This window comes from Candidatus Magnetominusculus xianensis (assembly GCA_001541255.1).
Classification (GTDB): domain Bacteria; phylum Nitrospirota; class Thermodesulfovibrionia; order Thermodesulfovibrionales; family Magnetobacteriaceae; genus Magnetominusculus; species Magnetominusculus xianensis.
The window spans coordinates 1-17,538 of the sequence record LNQR01000103.1 but is presented as its reverse complement, the minus strand read 5'-3'; the positions used below and the strand labels follow the sequence as shown (position 1 = coordinate 17,538).

Here is a 17,538-nt window from a genome sequence, read left to right as displayed (position 1 = left end):
TGGAGGTCGCAAATGATTGTCAGGCTTTATTTAAATGATCCCCCCGGCAGGAGATGTACACTCATCCATACCAGCATTGAACAACTGAGAGATAAATACAATCTCACTGTTGAGCTTGTAAAAAAACCAGACTTTGCCAAACTAAACAACCTGCCTTTATTGCAGTTCCCAGCGGTTGAAATAAACGGCGAGGTGGTGTTTGAAGGCAGGGATGTGTCCATTGCCGAACTGGAGCATGAAATTCAAAAAAGACAGGGGGGGGTAAAATGGCTTCGTTTAGTATGTTATCAACGCTGTTATTAATTGGGGTAAGCGGGGCATTTCTCTCAGGTCTTTTGGGATTGGGAGGGGCAATAATCCTTGTCCCGATGCTCTTATATGTTCCACCATTGATTGGGGTAGGGGCGCTTGATATGAAAGAAGTAGCGGGGATTACAATTATAGTTGTGTTTGCGTCGTCTCTTGCCGGGTTGTCAGTGCAGAACAAGAATCGTCTTGTTTTAAAGAATCTGGTAGTCTTGATGGGAGTATGTGCCGTGTTTGCCGCTTTTTTTGGGGCAGTATACTCAAAGCATACGTCAAGTAAGGTGCTTCTTGTGATATTTGCATGTATGGCAGCCTTTGCTGCGGTTGTTATGGTATTACCGAAGAAGGAATCGGACGAAGACATTGTTCTTGAGGAAATAAAGTTCAGCAAACCAAAAGCCGCCTTGATTTCATCAGGCATAGGGTTTATTGGAGGAATGGTTGGAGCGCCCGGGGCGTACATATTTACTCCTTTGATGATTTATTTCTTAAAAATTCCGACGAAGGTCGCAATCGGAAGCACGTTGGGGATAGCCTTCGTTGCATCTATCTCCGGGGCTGTAGGAAAACTTATAACCGGACAGGTTCCATACATAATGACTGCCGCCGTTGTAATCGGTGCTGTACCGGCGGCAAGATTTGGTGCAAGGTTTACAAAAAAAATCCCCGCTGCTGTTCTGAGGAAGGCCCTCGCGGTAGTGATAGCATTTGCGGCAATTCGCATGTGGATGGATGTAACTAATTATTAATACAAATTAACGTGTTTCACCAACACGAGGAGATGTAAATGAGAAAATTTTCACTTGTAGAATTTTCTGTAGACTACCCAAAAGCCGTCGTAGCTATATTGATGGTGATTACGATGCTTTTTATGACACAGTTTACGAAAATTAAGACAGACACCAATCCTAAGAACATGCTTCCTGCTGCGTCAGACGTGCGGGTATGGAACGATGAGGTGGAAAAGACTTTTAATCTGTATGAGGATACGCTGGTTGTTGGCGTTGTAAACGAAAAAGGCATCCTCAATAGTGATACACTTGGAAAGATTCAAAGAATAACCGGCGAAATACTGAGATTAAAAGGGGTAGCGGCAACAGACGTATCGAGCTTTACTACCATTGACAACATTGAAGTGGAAAATGATGCCTTAAGGGTTTCCACACTTATGACAGCGCTCCCAAAGAACGATATAGAGATTGAGCATCTCAGAAAAATGCTTTTCGAAAACCCTCTCTTTGTTAACCGCATTATTTCAAAAGACGGTAAAACGGCTGCCATATATATACCGCTTCAAAAAGGGGCTAATGGCAAGGAGATTGCAGATGCCATAAGACAGATTGTAAAAAAAGAAGGCGGCGGCGAAAAATACTACATAGCAGGAGATCCGGTAGCACGTGACACCTTCGGGGTTGACATGTTTAAACTTATGGGTATCCTTGCCCCGATAGCCGGGATGGTTATGTTTCTTGTCAGATATTTGATGTTCAGGGACATGTTTTTGTCTATGGCCCTCATGATGGATGCCATGATAAGCATTGTCTGGAGTATGGGGCTTCTGATTGGACTGGGATTCCCCATACATATAATGAGTTCGATGGCTCCGGTGTTTCTGATGGCAATTGCAACGGACAGTATGCATATTTTTAACGAGTTCTATTTCCGTTACAAGGAAACGGGAAACAAAAGGCTGGCAATAATTGAGACAATGGCCGCCGTAAGCAAGCCGGTTCGCAGTACCGCCCTGGCAACGGCGGCAGGGTTTGCCGTTTTACTGTTTATGAACATCGTGCCCGTGCAGGTTTTTGGCGGGCTTGTTGCCTTTGGCACAATCATATTGAGGGTCCTCAGCTTTACGTTCGTACCCGCGATGTTTGCCCTTGTCAAGGAAGAGAAGTTAAAAAAGATCTCTCAGACAGAAGAGGCCGACTTGGGTAAGACATCGCAATTTTTGAAAAAACTCGCTGGCGTCGGCATGAGAAGGCCTGCTGAGACGGTTATAGTCGGTCTGATATTTTTTGTGGCGGCAATTGTCGGAGTAACAAAAATAACTGTTAACAATAATCTTGTGGAGTGGTTCAAGAAAGGCAGCGAGGTCAGGGCTGCCGACACGGTTATCAACCAGGCGCTTGGCGGAACGGCCACCGGCTATATAGTGGCAACTGCAAAGGAAGACGACTATATCAAGACCCCCGCGGCAATGCGTTATATCGAGGGGCTTCAGCGCCGCCTTGAGACGTTGCCGGTAGTTGGGAAAACCATGTCAGTCGTTGATTACGTAAAGAGGATAAACAGGGTACTGCACAACGATGACACAAGTTATGATGTCGTTCCGGAGAGAAAGGATATTATAGGACAATATCTGTTTTTGTTTTCCATGTCTGCAAAACCGTCAGACCTTGACAATGTGGTGGACTATCCTTTTAGGAGAGCAAACCTGTGGGTTCAACTAAAAACATGGGATGCAGGGGCAATGAGAGATGTTATAAAGGCGGTTGAGGAATATAAAAAGGCTAATCCCTCCCCAATGGAAATAAAACCCTCCGGCATAGCATATTTCAACATGGTATGGAATGACGAGGTCGTAGGGGATATGGTCAAGGGGTTTGTTATCGCACTCGTCGTCGTGTTTATAATACTGGCCTATAATTTCCACTCGATAAAGTGGGCAGTTGTCGGGTATACACCTCTGCTGTTTACGATACTGTTGATCTATGGGGTTGTCGGTTTTGTCGGGAAGGACTTCGATATGCCGATTTCGGTACTCTCGTGTCTTTCTCTTGGGATGGCGGTTGACTTTGCCATCCATTTCGTAAGCAGGTTCAGGCAGAGATTTAAAGAAAGTGGAGACTTGAATGAAACCTTGTTGTGGACTGCTGCAAGGCCAGGTAAGGGCATCGTTCGTAATGCGATACTCTTTGCCTCAGCGTTTTCAGTAATGCTTTTTGCGCCCCTTACGCCTTACATATCGGTTGGGGCCTTTATTGTGACTATGATGATGTTAAGCTCACTATTAACAATACTATATCTGCCGGCCTTGATCGTATTGACAAAGGACTGGCTGCTAAAAGGAGGTAACGGTGAAAGTGAACAGTCTGTTTAAGAATGAATGGCATTGGTCTGTGGCAGGTGTTACTGCTGGTGCAGCGGTTTTAATGGCAATGATGGCAGGGAAGAACCTTGCCGTAGCAGGGGCGTTTGTCGCCGTCGTAAGAAAGATTGTCAATGTCTTTAACCCTGAATACCTTGAAAATACCGTTTTTATCGGGACGGTAAGGGGAACTGACACATGGGCGGTTGCGATGCTTGGAGGCATTTTGATTGGCAGTTTCGCCGCATCAAGAGTATCGCATACGTTTCAGATTCACGGAGTTGCGCAGATGTGGGGAAATCGATTCGGAAAAAGCATATGGAAACGAATAGCGGTTGTTTTCGCGGGGGGCCTTCTTTTAGGTATAGGTGCGAATGTTGGCGGCGGCTGCACGACAGGGGCATTTCTCACCGGTGTTTCTACTCTATCGATAGGCAGTATTATAACAAGCCTTTCTTTTTTCACAGCGGCAATTATAACCGCTAATTGTCTTTATTTTAATAAAGGCAAAGAGATAGGGGAACAAATACCTTATCAACAAGATTAAGGAGGAATAAAATGGATATTCTGTCAGGTTTAATCATAGGTTTTTTGTTTGGATTTGCACTGTGGAAGGCGGGCGCTCTACGCTACTCCGTGATAATGGGTGCGTTGCTGTTGAAAGATTTCAGATTGTATGGATTTATGATAACGACGTTAGCTACGATAGTTTTAGGCACGGTTTTATTAAAAATCTCTGGTATGGATATAGAGGTTGGGATAAAACCATACTGGGGGGCAACCCACTTTATCGGGGGCGGATTATTCGGTATAGCGATGGCGCTTCTTGGCATGTGCCCCGGGACTTGTATTGGCAGACTTGCCTGCGGCAAGTATGAGGCAGGCATCGGGGTGTTGGCAATACTATTATCTGCCTTTGCTACTGAAGCTCTCCTGCCTGTAATCGATAGGTATGGAGTTCGATTTAACGAACCAAAAGAACTTGCAATCTACCAATATTGCGGTGTAGGGTACCTTCCCGCAGCCGCTGCCTTTGGTGTTGTCTTAGTGTTGATTATGGCAGGTGTTTTTCTGATTACAAGAAAAAAACAACAACATGGAGGTTTACAATGAGATGGATAATAATAGTTTTATCCTTGATGGTGTTCCCTGTAACGGGTTTTGCACAGAGTGGCGATGAGGTTATTAAAAAATCACAGGATGCTTTTTTTTACCCGGGCAAGGATTTTAAGGCAAGGGTGATGATGAAACTGATCGGCAAGGGTGGGCAGGAAAGGATAAGAGAGCTGACTATGCTCAGAAAAAACTATGGTGAAGCCGGTGGTGAACAGAAAATTTTTATGTACTTCTTTCAACCAACTGACGTAAAAGATATGACCTTCATGGTATATAAATATCCTGCCAGAGATGATGACCGATGGCTTTTTGTTCCGGCTATCAACATGGTACGAAGGATTGCCGCTCAGGATAAATCGTCAAGCTTTGCCGGTTCGGACTTCACTTATGAAGATGTCTCAGGAAGGGACATACAAGATGACGCCCATGCAGTCACAAAGGAAGAAGCCTTCAACAATAGAGACTGCTATGTGATAAAGAGTACGCCTAAGGCAGGCGATATGAACTATGACTATAAGCTTTCATGGATTGACAAAGGGAATTACTTGCCCCTGAAAGAGGAATATTACAATAAAAAGGGAGAACTCGACAGGCTCTACACATCCGACGAGATTAAAGAGGTAAAAGGTTTTCCCACGATTACAAAGAGGACAATGAAAAATCACCAGAGCGGGCACACCACTGAAGTCAAATACTTAAGCGTAGATTACAACATAGACATTGACGACAGCTTATTTTCAGAAAGGTATCTCAGGCAGCCTTTAAAGAAATGGACAGAGTAACCGGTGTTGAGGACAATAAATGATGATTAACCGGGTCTTTGTGTATATCTTTATTGGCATGGGATTGTTCATTTCCACTGCAACTGCCTCAGAAATATCGTTACATGGATTTTTGCAGGGCAATTACTCAGTTGATACTGCCTATTCAAACCCCAATGGCGGTGACTTCAAACGGGCAGAGGAGAGATTACAGTTGAAGCTGGATGCGTCAAAAGACCCTTTTCATATCTTTGTAAAGACCGACGCGCTATACGACCATGTAGATAATAAAGCACGGCTTGAGCTGCGGGAAGGATATTTTGATTTCAGATCTTCAGCGTGGGATGTAAGATTGGGCAGGCAAATAATTACGTGGGGAGTTGGCGACCTCGTGTTTATTAACGACGTGTTCCCAAAAGACTTCGAGGCATTTTTTTCTGGCAGACCGCTTGAATATTTGAAAAAAGGAGTTGATGGTGCAAAAATAGGCATTTACCCTGCCTTTGCTTCCTTCGATATAATTGCCATTCCTTTTTTTACGCCAAATCATTACCCCGGCCCTCAAAGGTTCTGGATGTTTGACCCGATGCCTGATGTAACAGACAGAGAAACGACAGAGCCTTCAAAGACACCTGGCAACACAGAACTCGCTATACGGGCATACCGTGACGTGGCAGGCTTTGATACGTCGCTGTATTTATATCGCGGTTTTTACAGACAGCCTTCCGCAATGCCAAACGATACCGCGATGCCCTCCAAACTGTTTCTATCTTATCCAAAACTCTCAGTATATGGCGCAAGTTTTCAGGGCAGGGCACTTGACGGTATTTTAAGCCTTGAAATGGGTTATTATGATTTCAGGCAGGACAGGAGCGGCTCTGACCCCTTTATCCCAAACTCACAAACACGAACCATTCTTGGCTACCAACGCCAGATGTGGGATGATTTCAGCGTATCTATTCAGTTCTATACCCAGTACATGCACAATTATTCCGAATATGTGGAAAACCTGCCCGAGGGGTTCACACAGGAGAAACGCTTATACAGTCTCGCATCTCTTCGTCTTACCCAATTGCTGGCACATCAAACTCTCAAGCTTTCCTTTTTTTCGTTCTGGAGTCCTTCAGACGGGGATTACATAATAAACCCTGAAGCAAGGTATAATTTTACTGACCATGTATGGGGCGCTATTGGAGCAAACATCTTCGGAGGTCCAAATAAATCGACTCAGTTTGGACAATTCGATAAAAACGATAATGTCTATGTACAAGTAAGGTATGAGTTTTAACGATATGTGGTGGCCGGTTTGAAGGTCGAAGGCGGTTGCTTGAATCTCTATATACTAAAACGGCTGTGTTTTGATAAACTACTGTCAAAGCATGAAAACGCTGGGACAAAAAATTGAATTACTGCGGGTTATCGCACATCCGGTGAGGATCAGTATCCTGGAAGAACTCACAAAGGGTGTAAAATGTGTGAGTGACTTCGAGAAATTTTTAGAAATAAGCCAGCCAAATGTATCGCAGCATCTCTCTCTGCTCAGAAACCACGGCGTAATTGATTTCTATATGGATGGGAAGTTGAGGTGCTATTTTTTGGTTGACCCCATTATTATTGACATCCTTGCCGTATTGAATAAGAGTTATACTGAAGTGCTTCCCGCGCCTCGTTGTTGTCCTATGACACGTAAAGAAAAAACACCAAAAGGGGAAGGATTTTAGACCCTTTCAGTTGACCATTGACAAGATATTATCGCAAAAATTATAATTTACACTGCGTTTGTTAAACGCAGTAGCGCCTGCTGCGCAAGGATGTGGTGTGAATTGAGACGGCATAGGCTTAGACTGTATGGGTTTTATTATAAACGATGAAGGCGGCGGTAATACGTGTAAAGGACATACCGGCAGAAGGGCAGGACTCAGCGGTAGATATACCTCTGACGAAGGGGCGCACATCGATGGAAGGCCGTTTACGGGGGACTGTTAACCTGGTTGTTATGGCTGAGGAGGTTGTGGCAACAGTTCATGCCACAGTGGAGGCTGCATCAACATGCAGCCGCTGTCTTGAGGAGTTCGAAAACGGCTTTGAAATTGATACAGTGCTGGTCTGTGTCCCGATGACTGAGCTTGAAGCAGAGGTGGAAGGAAAACAGTTGTCTGGTGATGAGCTGGACTTATATTTTTATGAAGACGGGCTGCTTGACATAACACGAATGATGGAAGAGCAGGTGATTTTAAATATCCCGATGCAGACGATGTGTTCGTCCGGGTGCAGGGGGCTGTGCCCGTCGTGCGGGACGAATCTGAACATCGGGCCTTGTACGTGCGTAAAACAGCCGGAGGATGAGAGGTTTCATGTATTAAGAGACTTTCGAGTTAATAAATCAAAAGGAGCATAAATGGCAAATCCAACATCAAGACATTCGAAATCAAGAAGAGACAAGAGAAAGGCAAACTGGAAAGGCGCACTGCCCCCGGTAGTGAAATGCCCCGACTGCGGCGAATTTAAGGCGCCACACCGCGTATGTTTAGGCTGCGGCAAGTACGACGGGAAAGAGGTCCTGGCAGTAGTAGAGAAAGAGTAGGTAAAGTGCAATGAAGATAGCGCTGGATGCAATGGGGGGTGACAACGCCCCAGGTGTGAATGTAGAGGGGGCGCTCCTTGCAGTTGCGGAGTATGACGACATTAGCGTAGAGCTGATTGGTGATTCAGATGTACTTTTAAAACGCCTTAAGGCAGTAAAAAGATATGACGAAAAGAGGATAACAGTCAGACATGCCTCAGAAGTGGTTGACATGGACGAGGCAACGTCTCAGGCCCTCAGGAAGAAGAAGGACTCGTCGATAAGGGTAGCGGTGGATATGGTAAAAAAAGGCGAGGCTGCGGCAGTAGTATCTGCCGGACACTCAGGCGTTGCAATGGCCACAGCGCTGACAGTTCTCAAAAAGGCCCCCGGCGTTGACCGCCCGGCAATCGCCGTACTGATGCCGACAGTAAAGGGACGTTTTTTGTTGATTGACGCAGGGGCAAACGTTGACTGCAAACCCGACAATCTGCTCCAGTTTGCCCTGATGGGAAGCGCCTACTTTAAGGCAGTTTATGGCATCGAAGAACCAAAGGTAAGTCTTATGAGCATTGGAGAGGAAGACACTAAGGGAAATGAGCTGACCAAAGAAGTCTTTAAGCTCCTGAAGACGGCGAATATAAATTTCACAGGCAACATAGAGGGCAAGGATGTCTTTACCGGTCTGGCTGATGTGGTAGTGTGCGACGGGTTCATAGGGAATACTATACTGAAGGTGTCCGAAGGGCTGGCAGAGGCAATAATGAAGATGCTCAAGGCAGAGATTAGCGGGCGCTTTGCCAGTAAACTTGGCTATCTGATGATGAAGCCGGCAATCAAAGGCTTCAAAAGGAGAACAGACTACGACGAAAGCGGTGGTGCGCCGCTTCTAGGCATAAACGGTACATGTATAATCTGCCACGGACGCTCCACCTCAAAGGCGATAAAAAACGCCCTTAAAGTGGCAAACCAACTGGCAACAGTTAATATAAACAAGATAATCTCCGATGAGATTGCTATGTCACATAAACATATGAGGGAACAACATATTGCTGAAGGCTAAAATTATCTCAACCGGCTCATATGTACCGTCAAGAAGGCTGACCAACGGTGAGTTGGAGCAAATGGTTGATACGTCTGACAAATGGATTATGGAAAGGACGGGAATACGTGAGCGGAGGATTGCAGCCGAGGGTGAAAACACATCAGATTTGGCGTATGAGGCCGCTGTGCTTGCCCTTTCGCGCGCTGGGATTTCAGCCTCTTCACTTGATATAATAATCGTGGCTACGATAACGGGGGATATGCCGATACCTGCTACTGCATGTTTTTTGCAGAACCGGCTCAATGCCACTCAAGCGGCGGCTTTTGACATAAACGCGGCCTGTTCGGGGTTTTTATTCGGCCTTTCCACCGCGAATGCCTATATAAAGAGCGGGATGTACAAGAGGATACTGTTAGTGGGCGCTGAGGCCCTGTCTAGATTTACGGACTGGGAAGACAGGAACACCTGTGTCCTTTTTGGCGATGGCGCTGGCGCTGTAATACTTGAGGCAGCAGACGGTCAATCCGGCATCCTGTCTGTAGACATACATTCAGACGGTTCATACTGGGAGCTGTTGAATCTCCCCGGCGGAGGCTCTAAGTATCCCCCGTCAGAGGAGGCAGCGGCAAACCGCCTGCACTATATAAAAATGAAAGGCAATGAGACGTTTAAAGTAGCAGTAAGGACGCTTGAAAAATTAGTCATTGACGCACTGGAAAAAAATGGCCTTAAGTCTTCCGACATAGCCCTCCTCGTGCCGCATCAGGCAAACTTGAGGATAATCTCTGCCACTGCCACAAGACTTGGCATCGGCATGGACAAGGTGATGGTAAACCTCGACAAATGTGGCAACACCTCAGCCGCCTCCATACCGATTGCGCTGGATGAGGCTGCAACTTCTGGCAGGATAAAAGAAAATGACACGATAATTCTGGAGGCATTCGGTGGTGGACTTACGTGGGCATCGGCGGTAATCAGGTGGTAAAATGCTAAAATAATGAACACGCACATATTTATTACTAATATTTTCTAAAGTTTTACTTTGAGAATTACGATATATATGTTAATATGTATGGAGCGTTTATTGGTAAACGTAATATAAAACGCAGGCAGGGAGGCATCGGGTGAAAAGAGCAGCTTCAATAATCGTGATGGCAGTGTTTTTATTATCTTCGGTTTCGACGGCATTTGCCGGATATGTGAGCGGTTACTACACAAAGAAAGGCACATATGTAAAGGGGCATTACCGCTCTGGTAAGTCTAGCTCGAAGAAAAGCAAGTCACCCGGCTATAAATCGAGCAAGGGGTCAAGTCTGAGGTAAAAATGCTTTTTTCAAAATTGCTAATTCCCAAAAATATATGTCCAAAATATACGGAGGTTAAATGTTAAGCAACATAAAGATTGGCGCAAGACTCTATATCCTATCAGGATTTAGTTGTATATTACTAATAGTGGTAGGTCTGTTCGGACTAAATGGCACATTAAGCACACACGCCTTGCTCAAATACGGTTACGAGCATGGAACTCTTGCGATGGGGGAAATAGGTGTTATTTACAAGACTTTTGAACTCAACAGGGCAAATCTTCTACAGATGCTGCTGGTTCCAACCAAAGAGGAGATGGACAAGAGAATCCCCATGATAGAAAAGGGGATTGCAGCAATAGACGAGCAGTGGAGGGCATATACATCTACTAAGTTGACCGACGAGGAGAAAAGGATTGTCGATAAGCTGCAGCAAGACAGGTCTGCCTATCTGAACGAAGGGTTAATGCCGGTTATAAACGCAGTAAAAAGCGGCAATTATGACGGTGCAAGGGCTGTCTATGACAGTAAATTCGGGCAGCTTTCAGCGGCGGTGGAAAAGGACCTCGATGACTTAATCCACCTTCAGTTGACTGACGCGAAAAACGAATATGACAAATCAGAGAAGAATGTCTCGTCTACAAAGCTACTGTTGTTATCGCTTATCGTTGTCGGCGTGGTAATTTTGTTAGTGGCGGCTATAACAATAATCAAGAGCATAACCGGACCGTTAAGTGAAGGTGTTGGGGCAATGCAGAAGATTGCCTCTGGTGATCTTACTGTGGATATAAAGCCGGGCAACGCAGATGAGGCCGGGCAGCTGCTTAATGCAATGGCAGAGATGGCCTCTAATTTGAATGAAATGATAGAGAAGATAAAGCAGTCTGCCGATATGGTAGCAGCGTCAAGCGACGGGTTGAAAAACAGCTCTGAGCAGATGTCCCTTGGGGTGAATGAGCAGTCAAGCAAGTCCTCACAAATTGCCACCAGCGCAACTGAGATGTCACAGACGGTTGTCGATATAGCAAGAAATGCCTCAAGCATAGCAACATCGGCCATAGAGACGGCAAAAGAGGCAAAAGAGGGCGAATCCATAGTAAATAAATCCATAAACGAGGTCAAAGGCATAGCGCAAACAGTAGGCGAATCAGCAGGCCTGATATCATCATTAGGTGAGCGCTCAAAGCAAATCGGAGACATCGTAAAGGTAATCAAGGACATAGCCGACCAGACCAACCTGCTGGCATTAAACGCTGCAATAGAGGCGGCAAGGGCAGGAGAGCAGGGACGCGGCTTTGCGGTTGTTGCCGACGAGGTAAGAAAGCTGGCCGAGAGAACAGCCAAGGCGACATCAGAAATCAGCACAATGATTATTTCAATTCAGGATGAGACAGAAATGGCAGTCTCTTCAATGGACGGCGCAACAAGAATGGTCGAGGCCGGGGTAGAAAACGTTAGCAGCGCCGGTGAATCGCTCCATAAGATAGTGGCAAGCATCTCATCGCTTCAGGTGATGGTAGAACAGATTGCCTCAGCAACAGAGGAGATGTCCACAGTGTCAGAGACAATTACTACCGACATAGAATCCATTGCAAACGTCTCACAGGAGACCTCGTCAAGTTCAGAGCACATAGCACGCTCGGCGTCAGAGCTTTCAGACCTTTCATCGGGGTTACAGCAAATAGTCGGGCAGTTCAAAGTCACCGGAGCAATAGGCTACTCAGGAAGCGGTAAAAAGCCGCTTAGACTGTCATAAATTAAGCCAAGAATATTGGGGGTGTGGCGCGCGCGAGTGCGTCACACCCCTGTTGGGATAAGTGATATGATAAGAACTCTGACCGCACAAGAACTAAAAGTCGGGATGTATGTAAGAATTCCAGAGAGCTGGCTCAGGCATCCCTTTTTGAAAAATGAGTTCATACTAACAAGCTCAAGCCAAATTGACAAGATAATCGCTCACGGCATCGATAACATTATCATGGACACTGACAAGTCTGTATTATCAATAGAAACTGTCGAATCCATGAGCCACTCCGATAAAGACATAAACCCTCCTGCGAGCTGGAATCCTGAGAAATACCTGACAGATGACCTCAAAGAGGCGATAGAAGATACAAAGATGTCTAAAGAGGAAAGGGCACAACAGGTATACAAATCATCACTTCAGATGATGGGCAGACTGCTTGAAAGCCCGACGGCGGAGAATATCAAGGTATCGAAAGAGGGCATAACCCGCCTTGTCGATATGATTCTAAGGGAACCTGAGACCTCCGGCTATCTGCTTAACTTAACGTCTCATGACTTCTATACATATACGCACTCTGTAAACGTGGGGATTCTCTCTATTATGGTATCTAAGGAGATATTCAGGAATTCCGACGCACATGACATGCACGAACTTGGGGCCGGATTTTTTCTTCATGACATGGGAAAGACAAAGGTCTCAACAGATATAATCAACAAGCCTGGCCGCCTTAATGATGATGAAATGTTTAAAATGCGCACACATCCATACCAGGGGTACAAGATACTGGACAAGGCCAACCAGTTAAGCGAAGAGTGCAGGATAATTGTAATGCAGCACCATGAGAGAGAGGACGGAACAGGTTATCCACGCAGACTAAAAAAAGATGAAATCCACCCATACGGCAAGATTGGCTGCATTTCGGACATATATGATGCATTAACCGCCGAGCGTTCATACAAGCAGGCCCTTACGCCATTTGAAGCCCTCAGGCTTATGAAAGAACAAATGCTGGAACACTTTCAAGAGGATATTTTTAAGAGTTTTGTGCTGCTGTTTAGTAAGTAAATCTGCAGCCCTATGAAATAACTAGTACAAATAACTAGTACACTGTGGCCTATAGTCTGTGTCCACAGGCTATAGGCCTGATGTGGACTTATTTAACCTCGGCAAAGGCATCTGTGAACTGCCTGCTGTAGCGGTCTTCATAAACTGGGAAGAAAAATATTGATTCACAGCTTGGACATGTGAACATGTTTCCACTTTCGTACTGAACCTTCAAAACCAGGTTTGCATTGCATGATTCACATCTTTTCATACCGTTTCTCCTTTGTGGTTTTGCCTTAGTCAAGCTGTTTATTGCCTGAGGTGTTAATAATATCCAACTGTCCAAAAATGTCATTGACTTGTCAATAAATTGACATAGCCTGTTGATACTTGCCAAAGTCTTTTCTCTAATATCGCTGATTTTCATTAGCATATCCCCATATGTGTCTCTATAGTATATAATCGGCATATTGGCATTAAATCATTAGTTTGCAAATACCATGCCATGAATCTGCGGCAGAATATAGATTAACTGGTGTCATATTTTGGCAAATAGATATGCCAGAGGGACAAAATATGTTAGTGATAATGCAGCGGTTACTTCATGCCCATTTTAAGCCGTTTCAGGCGTTTTGCAGGAGTTCCTCAAACTGCTCAAGCAGCGTGTTTTCGTTGAATGGTTCGTCAAGCGGCACTCCGGCTGCCTTCCATTCCTTCAGACAGTCCTCCGGCTTTATGCCCTCAGCTCTGATACGGTTTGACAGCAGATTGAAATAGTTGTATCTTATCTCGAAATTCTCATATATAAACCACTTGACCTGCTCAGGCTGAAATATCTTGTCTATTTCGGCAACCGCCTCGGTGACCAGTATGTGCAGTCTGTCTTTTTGGAAATATGACGCCGATGGATTTGCCAGCAGGAGTTTACCTTTGTGGGCAAGCAGCATATCAAAAAATAAGTTCCTCTCCACAAGGTCTGTCAGCGCCGACGCTACCCTGTGCATGTCCTCTATCATCACCTGTATAATATCTGCCTTGTCAAATATTCCGGCGGATTTCACAAGCTCCATCGAAGGCGAATCGTTGCCGAGGATATAAAAAGACAGCAGCCCTCCGAACTCCCCCGCAAATTCTACATTTCTCAGGGCGCCTTCTGCGTTTTGTAAATTAATTGAAAACGGTCGTTCCATCTTGTTAAGCATCGAGACCTGCTCACCGCTAAGTCTCAGCAAACGGCGTAAAAAATCAATCTGTGTATCAAAGTCCTGGCCTATCAGGGCTATTGTCCTGGGTTTGGGGATACCGCCGAGGCACTCGAGATAATATGTGTGAAACAGGCCTTCAAAGAGGCGGCTTCCAAGCTGCAGGAACAGGTTTCTGGTGTCGCCCGTGCCCCTGTCTGAAAGTACCTTGCTTGTGTATCTATTAAAACGCACTGTCTTTCTCTGTGATGGGTCAACGTTTACCAGATATGAGACTTCACTGAGGATATCATCAAGCTCGTTACTTACCGTGACCAGCGCGTTGTACTGCGCCTCGTCAACAGATACGCCGCGTTTTATTCTTGCGATGTCGTCATTGAGCGAGGTGATTTTCTTTTGCAGCGGCTCCATGAAAGAGTAGTTAATCGTGTTAGACCACCAGTCAAGGTGGCTGCTAAGAGGCTCAAAAAACATTGTGAGTGACATCTTAAGTTCACGAATGAACTTATCCTTGTCTATGAATTCGGCGGCGGCAGTCTCTTTCTTAGTGTCCTTAAAGAATCCAAATTTGGATGTGGTTTCACCAGTGCCCGTTGCATCAGAGACGCGTTTTTTCTGCACATTGGGCAGGAAAAAACTTGACGTACTTGTCGCCTGCATGTCTGCTCGCCTGACCTCAAGCCCCAGCTCGTTGAAGGACTCCGTATATCTTGCCTTGGCTGCGTCAATGGCGTTGAGAAAATCGCTTTTAACGTTTTGAGTCTTCTCCCGTATCTCCTCTATCCTTGAGAGAAACTCCTTGTCATGCAGCGGGTTAAAGTTGTATCTGTACCCGAAAATCCTCGACAGCTCCAGATTGTAGTAATTATACAGCTCTGTGGGATTGAGATGTCCCTTCCACTTAGCAACAAGGGCGTCTTTATCGCGCATCATACGCTGGAGAAATCCGCTGATGCCTGCCAAATCTTTTGTTTGCTGCTCGATATTGGCTTCTTTATTGGCGTCTTCGCCTATGGTGTTCTTAATAAGATTATTCAGGGCATTTGTTTCATCAACGGTCTTCTTTAAATTTTTTAGTGTATACTCACCCTGAAGCTGCTTTACAAGGCTCCTGATAACAAAGACAAACTCATCCATGCCGGAGTCCTGCCACGCCTTGACTTCATTGCTGTCCTTGATATATTTCATTGCCAGCGAGGTCTCTACCTGTACGATTGGGGCGTCCTTCAGTTTTGTAAACGGTGCAAGGGATTTTTCAAGGTCACTCTTGTATTTGGTCAGAAGGTCTGTAACCGCCACCTTCCTGCCATCGCCCAGGCTCTTTTCTACCACTGCGGCCTTACACGTCTGGACAAACATGATGCGCTGGTCAGCGTCCATTATCTTGTTCAGAACCCTTTTGTCGGCCTCTTTCATCGGGCTTGTTATTGCAGAGAGATATATTATCATATCGGCCTGCGGCAGGAATTCACGCAGTGTGAGGTCTTCGTGTTCCTTATTGCCAAAGGCATCAAGACCGGGGGTGTCCGCTATCTCCGTGCCCTCATCCAGCAGGAAGCTAGGCAGGGAGAGCCTGATATACTTTACATTGAACTTGTTCTGAGGGTTTTCATCCTCTGACGTATATTTCCATATGGACTCGGTCAAGACCTCCTGACCTCGTTTTTTCACCTGGCTGCCGTTGTCGAAGTTTAACTCCAGCTCCGGTTCCGGCGACTTCGAGCAAAACACAATCATGTTCGTAGTGGCCTTGCTTTGCTCCTTTAGTATCTTCTTCCCAGTGCCAAGCAGGACGTTCAGCAGAGACGACTTCCCTGAACTGGTGATACCGACAAGGCCGCTTTTAACCGTGTGCTTTGAAAACATGCCCAGGTTGGCGGTTAGATTTTCTATCCTCCTGCCGAACTGCTCCATCCCAACGTCCTCAAGCCTGAGCATTGCGTCTTTGAGCCGGTGTAAAAACTCCTGTATTCGTATCTCGTCTCTTTCTGTCATATCAATCGCTGCCTGCTTGGCGTGTCTCTTCCCATTCGTGCTGGAGTTTCAGATACTTCTGTTCCAGTTCTCTCTTTTCGTCCTGATATTTTTCAGCAAGGCTGCGTGTCTTATGCAGTTCGGTTTCAAGCTGCTTAAACTTGTTTTTGAAATAATCGTCACCAGCAAGCCTCAGAAGCTCAACGTCAAGTTCATCGTTTTCAGCTTCTAAGCGTCTGATGTGTGCGTAGAGAGTGTCCAGGGCGCTTATCAAATCGTTGGCAACCTTTTGATTAGTATCTCTTTCCTTTGCTGAGATGTTCAGCAGCTTTTTCACTGACAAAAACACGCCCTGAAGCACATCGTTCTGGTCTTTAACCGTGTTATTAGTCAGTTGTTTTATTGCGCCAAGCTCTGCCATGAGCGGGCCATAATGTCTCCCCGTATCACTATTGGCGACATTCTCATCTATATATTTCATAATATCAGTGCTGGTATTAGTTATCTTTGACAGCGTTGCACGCTCAAAGCCTGCTATCTTGTTCTCTACGCCTGATAAGGCCTCATCCACCTTGCCGCTGAAAAATGGAAGCTGCTTCTCTATGACCATTATTATATCCAGAAGCATCTTGTTCTGGTCTTTCACGTTTTGCTGCATGGACTTGCTTACATTCTGAACATCGCCTTTGAGCGTGGCGTTTTGCTCTTTTGCGTCCATGATGTTCTTTCCTATGTACTCCTCGATGTGTGTTCTCAAGTCATTCATACTTGTCAGGTACTGCTTGTTAAAGACGATGGCGTTTTCCCTTTCCTTGTTGAAATCGCTTATCAATTTCTTCATCGAGTAGTATACGCCTTTGACCATTTCTCCTTCTTCTTTATCTCTCAACTGAACAGCTTGTTTTATCAACGCCATATCTTCGTTAAAAGCAGACATTATCGATTTTTCACTATGTGTCTTGGCTTCAATGGCAGCTCTCACTGATTTCTCTACTTCGTCGAGCTTGCTGCCGATCAAATTTGTTGAGCCCTCAGTGGCAGCGGCAATATCCTTTTCCATCACCTTCAGGGAATCACCCACCCTTCTTGTCATAGAATCGATAGCCTGTGCCCTTTCCTCATCAGAACCAAGTCGTTGTATCGCCTCGTTCATGGCAGCTAAATCATTCTTAATAGCGCCAGAGGCTGCCGCGGCCTCCTCTGCCTGTCTATAAATGCCGTCAATGCCGTCCATTACCTGCTTTAGCATATCGAGATTAGTCTCTCCAGCGAGCTTTGCGGTTGACTCGACAATAGCTGCCATTCTTTTGTCCATACCAGTAAACGACGCGTCTATCTTTGAGGAAACACCCTCTATCTGCGTACCAAGATTCTTTTGAAGCATA

At 45.6% G+C, this 17,538-nt stretch carries 18 protein-coding genes; 15 read left to right on the top strand and 3 right to left on the bottom strand.

The window, feature by feature from the left end:
* The first annotated feature begins 12 nt into the window (after window positions 1-12).
* The 15 genes from tsoC (at window position 13) to ASN18_RS13485 (ending at window position 12,998) form a co-directional block, all read left to right on the top strand.
* Window positions 13-303 (top strand): NEPxGxxU motif selenoprotein TsoC, encoded by a 291-nt coding sequence (gene tsoC, locus ASN18_RS13555; RefSeq protein ID WP_085053321.1) that lies wholly within the window; start codon window positions 13-15, stop codon window positions 301-303.
* Entirely contained in the window at window positions 267-1,055 is a 789-nt protein-coding gene (locus ASN18_RS13550; protein ID WP_085053320.1) for a sulfite exporter TauE/SafE family protein, read from the top strand. The genes tsoC and ASN18_RS13550 overlap by 37 nt, the downstream gene beginning before the upstream one ends.
* Window positions 1,056-1,093: 38 nt before the next feature.
* Window positions 1,094-3,409 (top strand): efflux RND transporter permease subunit, encoded by a 2,316-nt coding sequence (locus tag ASN18_RS13545; protein WP_085053319.1) that lies wholly within the window; start codon window positions 1,094-1,096, stop codon window positions 3,407-3,409.
* The gene (locus ASN18_RS13540) at window positions 3,387-3,944 is read left to right on the top strand and encodes a YeeE/YedE thiosulfate transporter family protein (protein WP_085053318.1); all 558 of its coding nucleotides are present in this window, start codon (window positions 3,387-3,389) and stop codon (window positions 3,942-3,944) included. The genes ASN18_RS13545 and ASN18_RS13540 overlap by 23 nt, the downstream gene beginning before the upstream one ends.
* 11 nt (window positions 3,945-3,955) lie before the next feature.
* Complete coding sequence (locus ASN18_RS13535; protein WP_085053317.1) at window positions 3,956-4,510, top strand: YeeE/YedE thiosulfate transporter family protein; 555 nt, start codon at window positions 3,956-3,958, stop codon at window positions 4,508-4,510.
* Complete coding sequence (locus ASN18_RS13530) at window positions 4,507-5,295, top strand: outer membrane lipoprotein-sorting protein (protein WP_085053316.1); 789 nt, start codon at window positions 4,507-4,509, stop codon at window positions 5,293-5,295. Before ASN18_RS13535 ends, ASN18_RS13530 begins: the two co-directional genes overlap by 4 nt.
* 19 nt (window positions 5,296-5,314) lie before the next feature.
* Complete coding sequence (locus ASN18_RS13525) at window positions 5,315-6,562, top strand: DUF1302 domain-containing protein (RefSeq protein ID WP_085053315.1); 1,248 nt, start codon at window positions 5,315-5,317, stop codon at window positions 6,560-6,562.
* A gap of 91 nt (window positions 6,563-6,653) precedes the next feature.
* Window positions 6,654-6,995 carry an ArsR/SmtB family transcription factor gene (locus ASN18_RS13520; protein ID WP_085053314.1) on the top strand — a complete coding sequence of 114 codons (342 nt, stop codon included), beginning with the start codon at window positions 6,654-6,656 and terminating at the stop codon, window positions 6,993-6,995.
* A gap of 146 nt (window positions 6,996-7,141) precedes the next feature.
* Window positions 7,142-7,672 carry a YceD family protein gene (locus ASN18_RS13515; protein WP_085053313.1) on the top strand — a complete coding sequence of 177 codons (531 nt, stop codon included), beginning with the start codon at window positions 7,142-7,144 and terminating at the stop codon, window positions 7,670-7,672.
* The gene (rpmF, locus tag ASN18_RS13510) at window positions 7,673-7,858 is read left to right on the top strand and encodes a 50S ribosomal protein L32 (protein ID WP_085053312.1); all 186 of its coding nucleotides are present in this window, start codon (window positions 7,673-7,675) and stop codon (window positions 7,856-7,858) included.
* A gap of 10 nt (window positions 7,859-7,868) precedes the next feature.
* The gene (gene plsX, locus ASN18_RS13505; protein ID WP_085053311.1) at window positions 7,869-8,900 is read left to right on the top strand and encodes a phosphate acyltransferase PlsX; all 1,032 of its coding nucleotides are present in this window, start codon (window positions 7,869-7,871) and stop codon (window positions 8,898-8,900) included.
* Complete coding sequence (locus ASN18_RS13500; protein WP_085053310.1) at window positions 8,887-9,867, top strand: beta-ketoacyl-ACP synthase III; 981 nt, start codon at window positions 8,887-8,889, stop codon at window positions 9,865-9,867. The genes plsX and ASN18_RS13500 overlap by 14 nt, the downstream gene beginning before the upstream one ends.
* A gap of 139 nt (window positions 9,868-10,006) precedes the next feature.
* Window positions 10,007-10,204, top strand: a complete 198-nt coding sequence (locus tag ASN18_RS13495) for a hypothetical protein (RefSeq protein WP_085053309.1) — start codon at window positions 10,007-10,009, stop codon at window positions 10,202-10,204.
* Window positions 10,205-10,265: 61 nt separating this feature from the next.
* Window positions 10,266-11,942, top strand: a complete 1,677-nt coding sequence (locus ASN18_RS13490; RefSeq protein ID WP_085053308.1) for a methyl-accepting chemotaxis protein — start codon at window positions 10,266-10,268, stop codon at window positions 11,940-11,942.
* A gap of 66 nt (window positions 11,943-12,008) precedes the next feature.
* A complete protein-coding gene (locus tag ASN18_RS13485; RefSeq protein WP_157073003.1) occupies window positions 12,009-12,998 on the top strand; it encodes a cyclic di-GMP phosphodiesterase in 990 nt (329 codons plus the stop codon).
* A gap of 88 nt (window positions 12,999-13,086) precedes the next feature.
* On the opposite strand, the gene ASN18_RS13480 is transcribed toward ASN18_RS13485, so the two are convergent.
* The 3 genes from ASN18_RS13480 to ASN18_RS17620 all read right to left on the bottom strand — a co-directional run.
* Window positions 13,087-13,404 carry a hypothetical protein gene (locus ASN18_RS13480; protein WP_085053306.1) on the bottom strand — a complete coding sequence of 106 codons (318 nt, stop codon included), beginning with the start codon at window positions 13,402-13,404 and terminating at the stop codon, window positions 13,087-13,089.
* Window positions 13,405-13,600: 196 nt separating this feature from the next.
* Window positions 13,601-16,174, bottom strand: a complete 2,574-nt coding sequence (locus ASN18_RS13475; RefSeq protein WP_085053305.1) for a dynamin family protein — start codon at window positions 16,172-16,174, stop codon at window positions 13,601-13,603.
* A 1-nt stretch (window position 16,175) separates the two neighbouring features.
* The coding region (locus ASN18_RS17620; RefSeq protein WP_085053304.1) for a hypothetical protein at window positions 16,176-17,538 on the bottom strand (1,363 nt) is incomplete at its 5' end.

What these genes read in the sequence shown, in the direction of transcription:
- ASN18_RS13525 (WP_085053315.1), top strand. Translation starts at nt 5,315, where the DNA reads ATGATGATTAACCGGGTCTTTGTGTATATCTTTATTGGCATGGGATTG.
- ASN18_RS13545 (WP_085053319.1), top strand. Translation starts at nt 1,094, where the DNA reads ATGAGAAAATTTTCACTTGTAGAATTTTCTGTAGACTACCCAAAAGCC.
- ASN18_RS13550 (WP_085053320.1), top strand. Translation starts at nt 267, where the DNA reads ATGGCTTCGTTTAGTATGTTATCAACGCTGTTATTAATTGGGGTAAGC.
- ASN18_RS13515 (WP_085053313.1), top strand. Translation starts at nt 7,142, where the DNA reads ATGAAGGCGGCGGTAATACGTGTAAAGGACATACCGGCAGAAGGGCAG.
- ASN18_RS13485 (WP_157073003.1), top strand. Translation starts at nt 12,009, where the DNA reads ATGATAAGAACTCTGACCGCACAAGAACTAAAAGTCGGGATGTATGTA.
- plsX (WP_085053311.1), top strand. Translation starts at nt 7,869, where the DNA reads ATGAAGATAGCGCTGGATGCAATGGGGGGTGACAACGCCCCAGGTGTG.
- ASN18_RS13480 (WP_085053306.1), bottom strand. Translation starts at nt 13,404, where the DNA reads ATGAAAATCAGCGATATTAGAGAAAAGACTTTGGCAAGTATCAACAGG.
- ASN18_RS13520 (WP_085053314.1), top strand. Translation starts at nt 6,654, where the DNA reads ATGAAAACGCTGGGACAAAAAATTGAATTACTGCGGGTTATCGCACAT.
- tsoC (WP_085053321.1), top strand. Translation starts at nt 13, where the DNA reads ATGATTGTCAGGCTTTATTTAAATGATCCCCCCGGCAGGAGATGTACA.
- ASN18_RS13530 (WP_085053316.1), top strand. Translation starts at nt 4,507, where the DNA reads ATGAGATGGATAATAATAGTTTTATCCTTGATGGTGTTCCCTGTAACG.
- ASN18_RS13475 (WP_085053305.1), bottom strand. Translation starts at nt 16,174, where the DNA reads ATGACAGAAAGAGACGAGATACGAATACAGGAGTTTTTACACCGGCTC.
- ASN18_RS13535 (WP_085053317.1), top strand. Translation starts at nt 3,956, where the DNA reads ATGGATATTCTGTCAGGTTTAATCATAGGTTTTTTGTTTGGATTTGCA.
- ASN18_RS13490 (WP_085053308.1), top strand. Translation starts at nt 10,266, where the DNA reads ATGTTAAGCAACATAAAGATTGGCGCAAGACTCTATATCCTATCAGGA.
- rpmF (WP_085053312.1), top strand. Translation starts at nt 7,673, where the DNA reads ATGGCAAATCCAACATCAAGACATTCGAAATCAAGAAGAGACAAGAGA.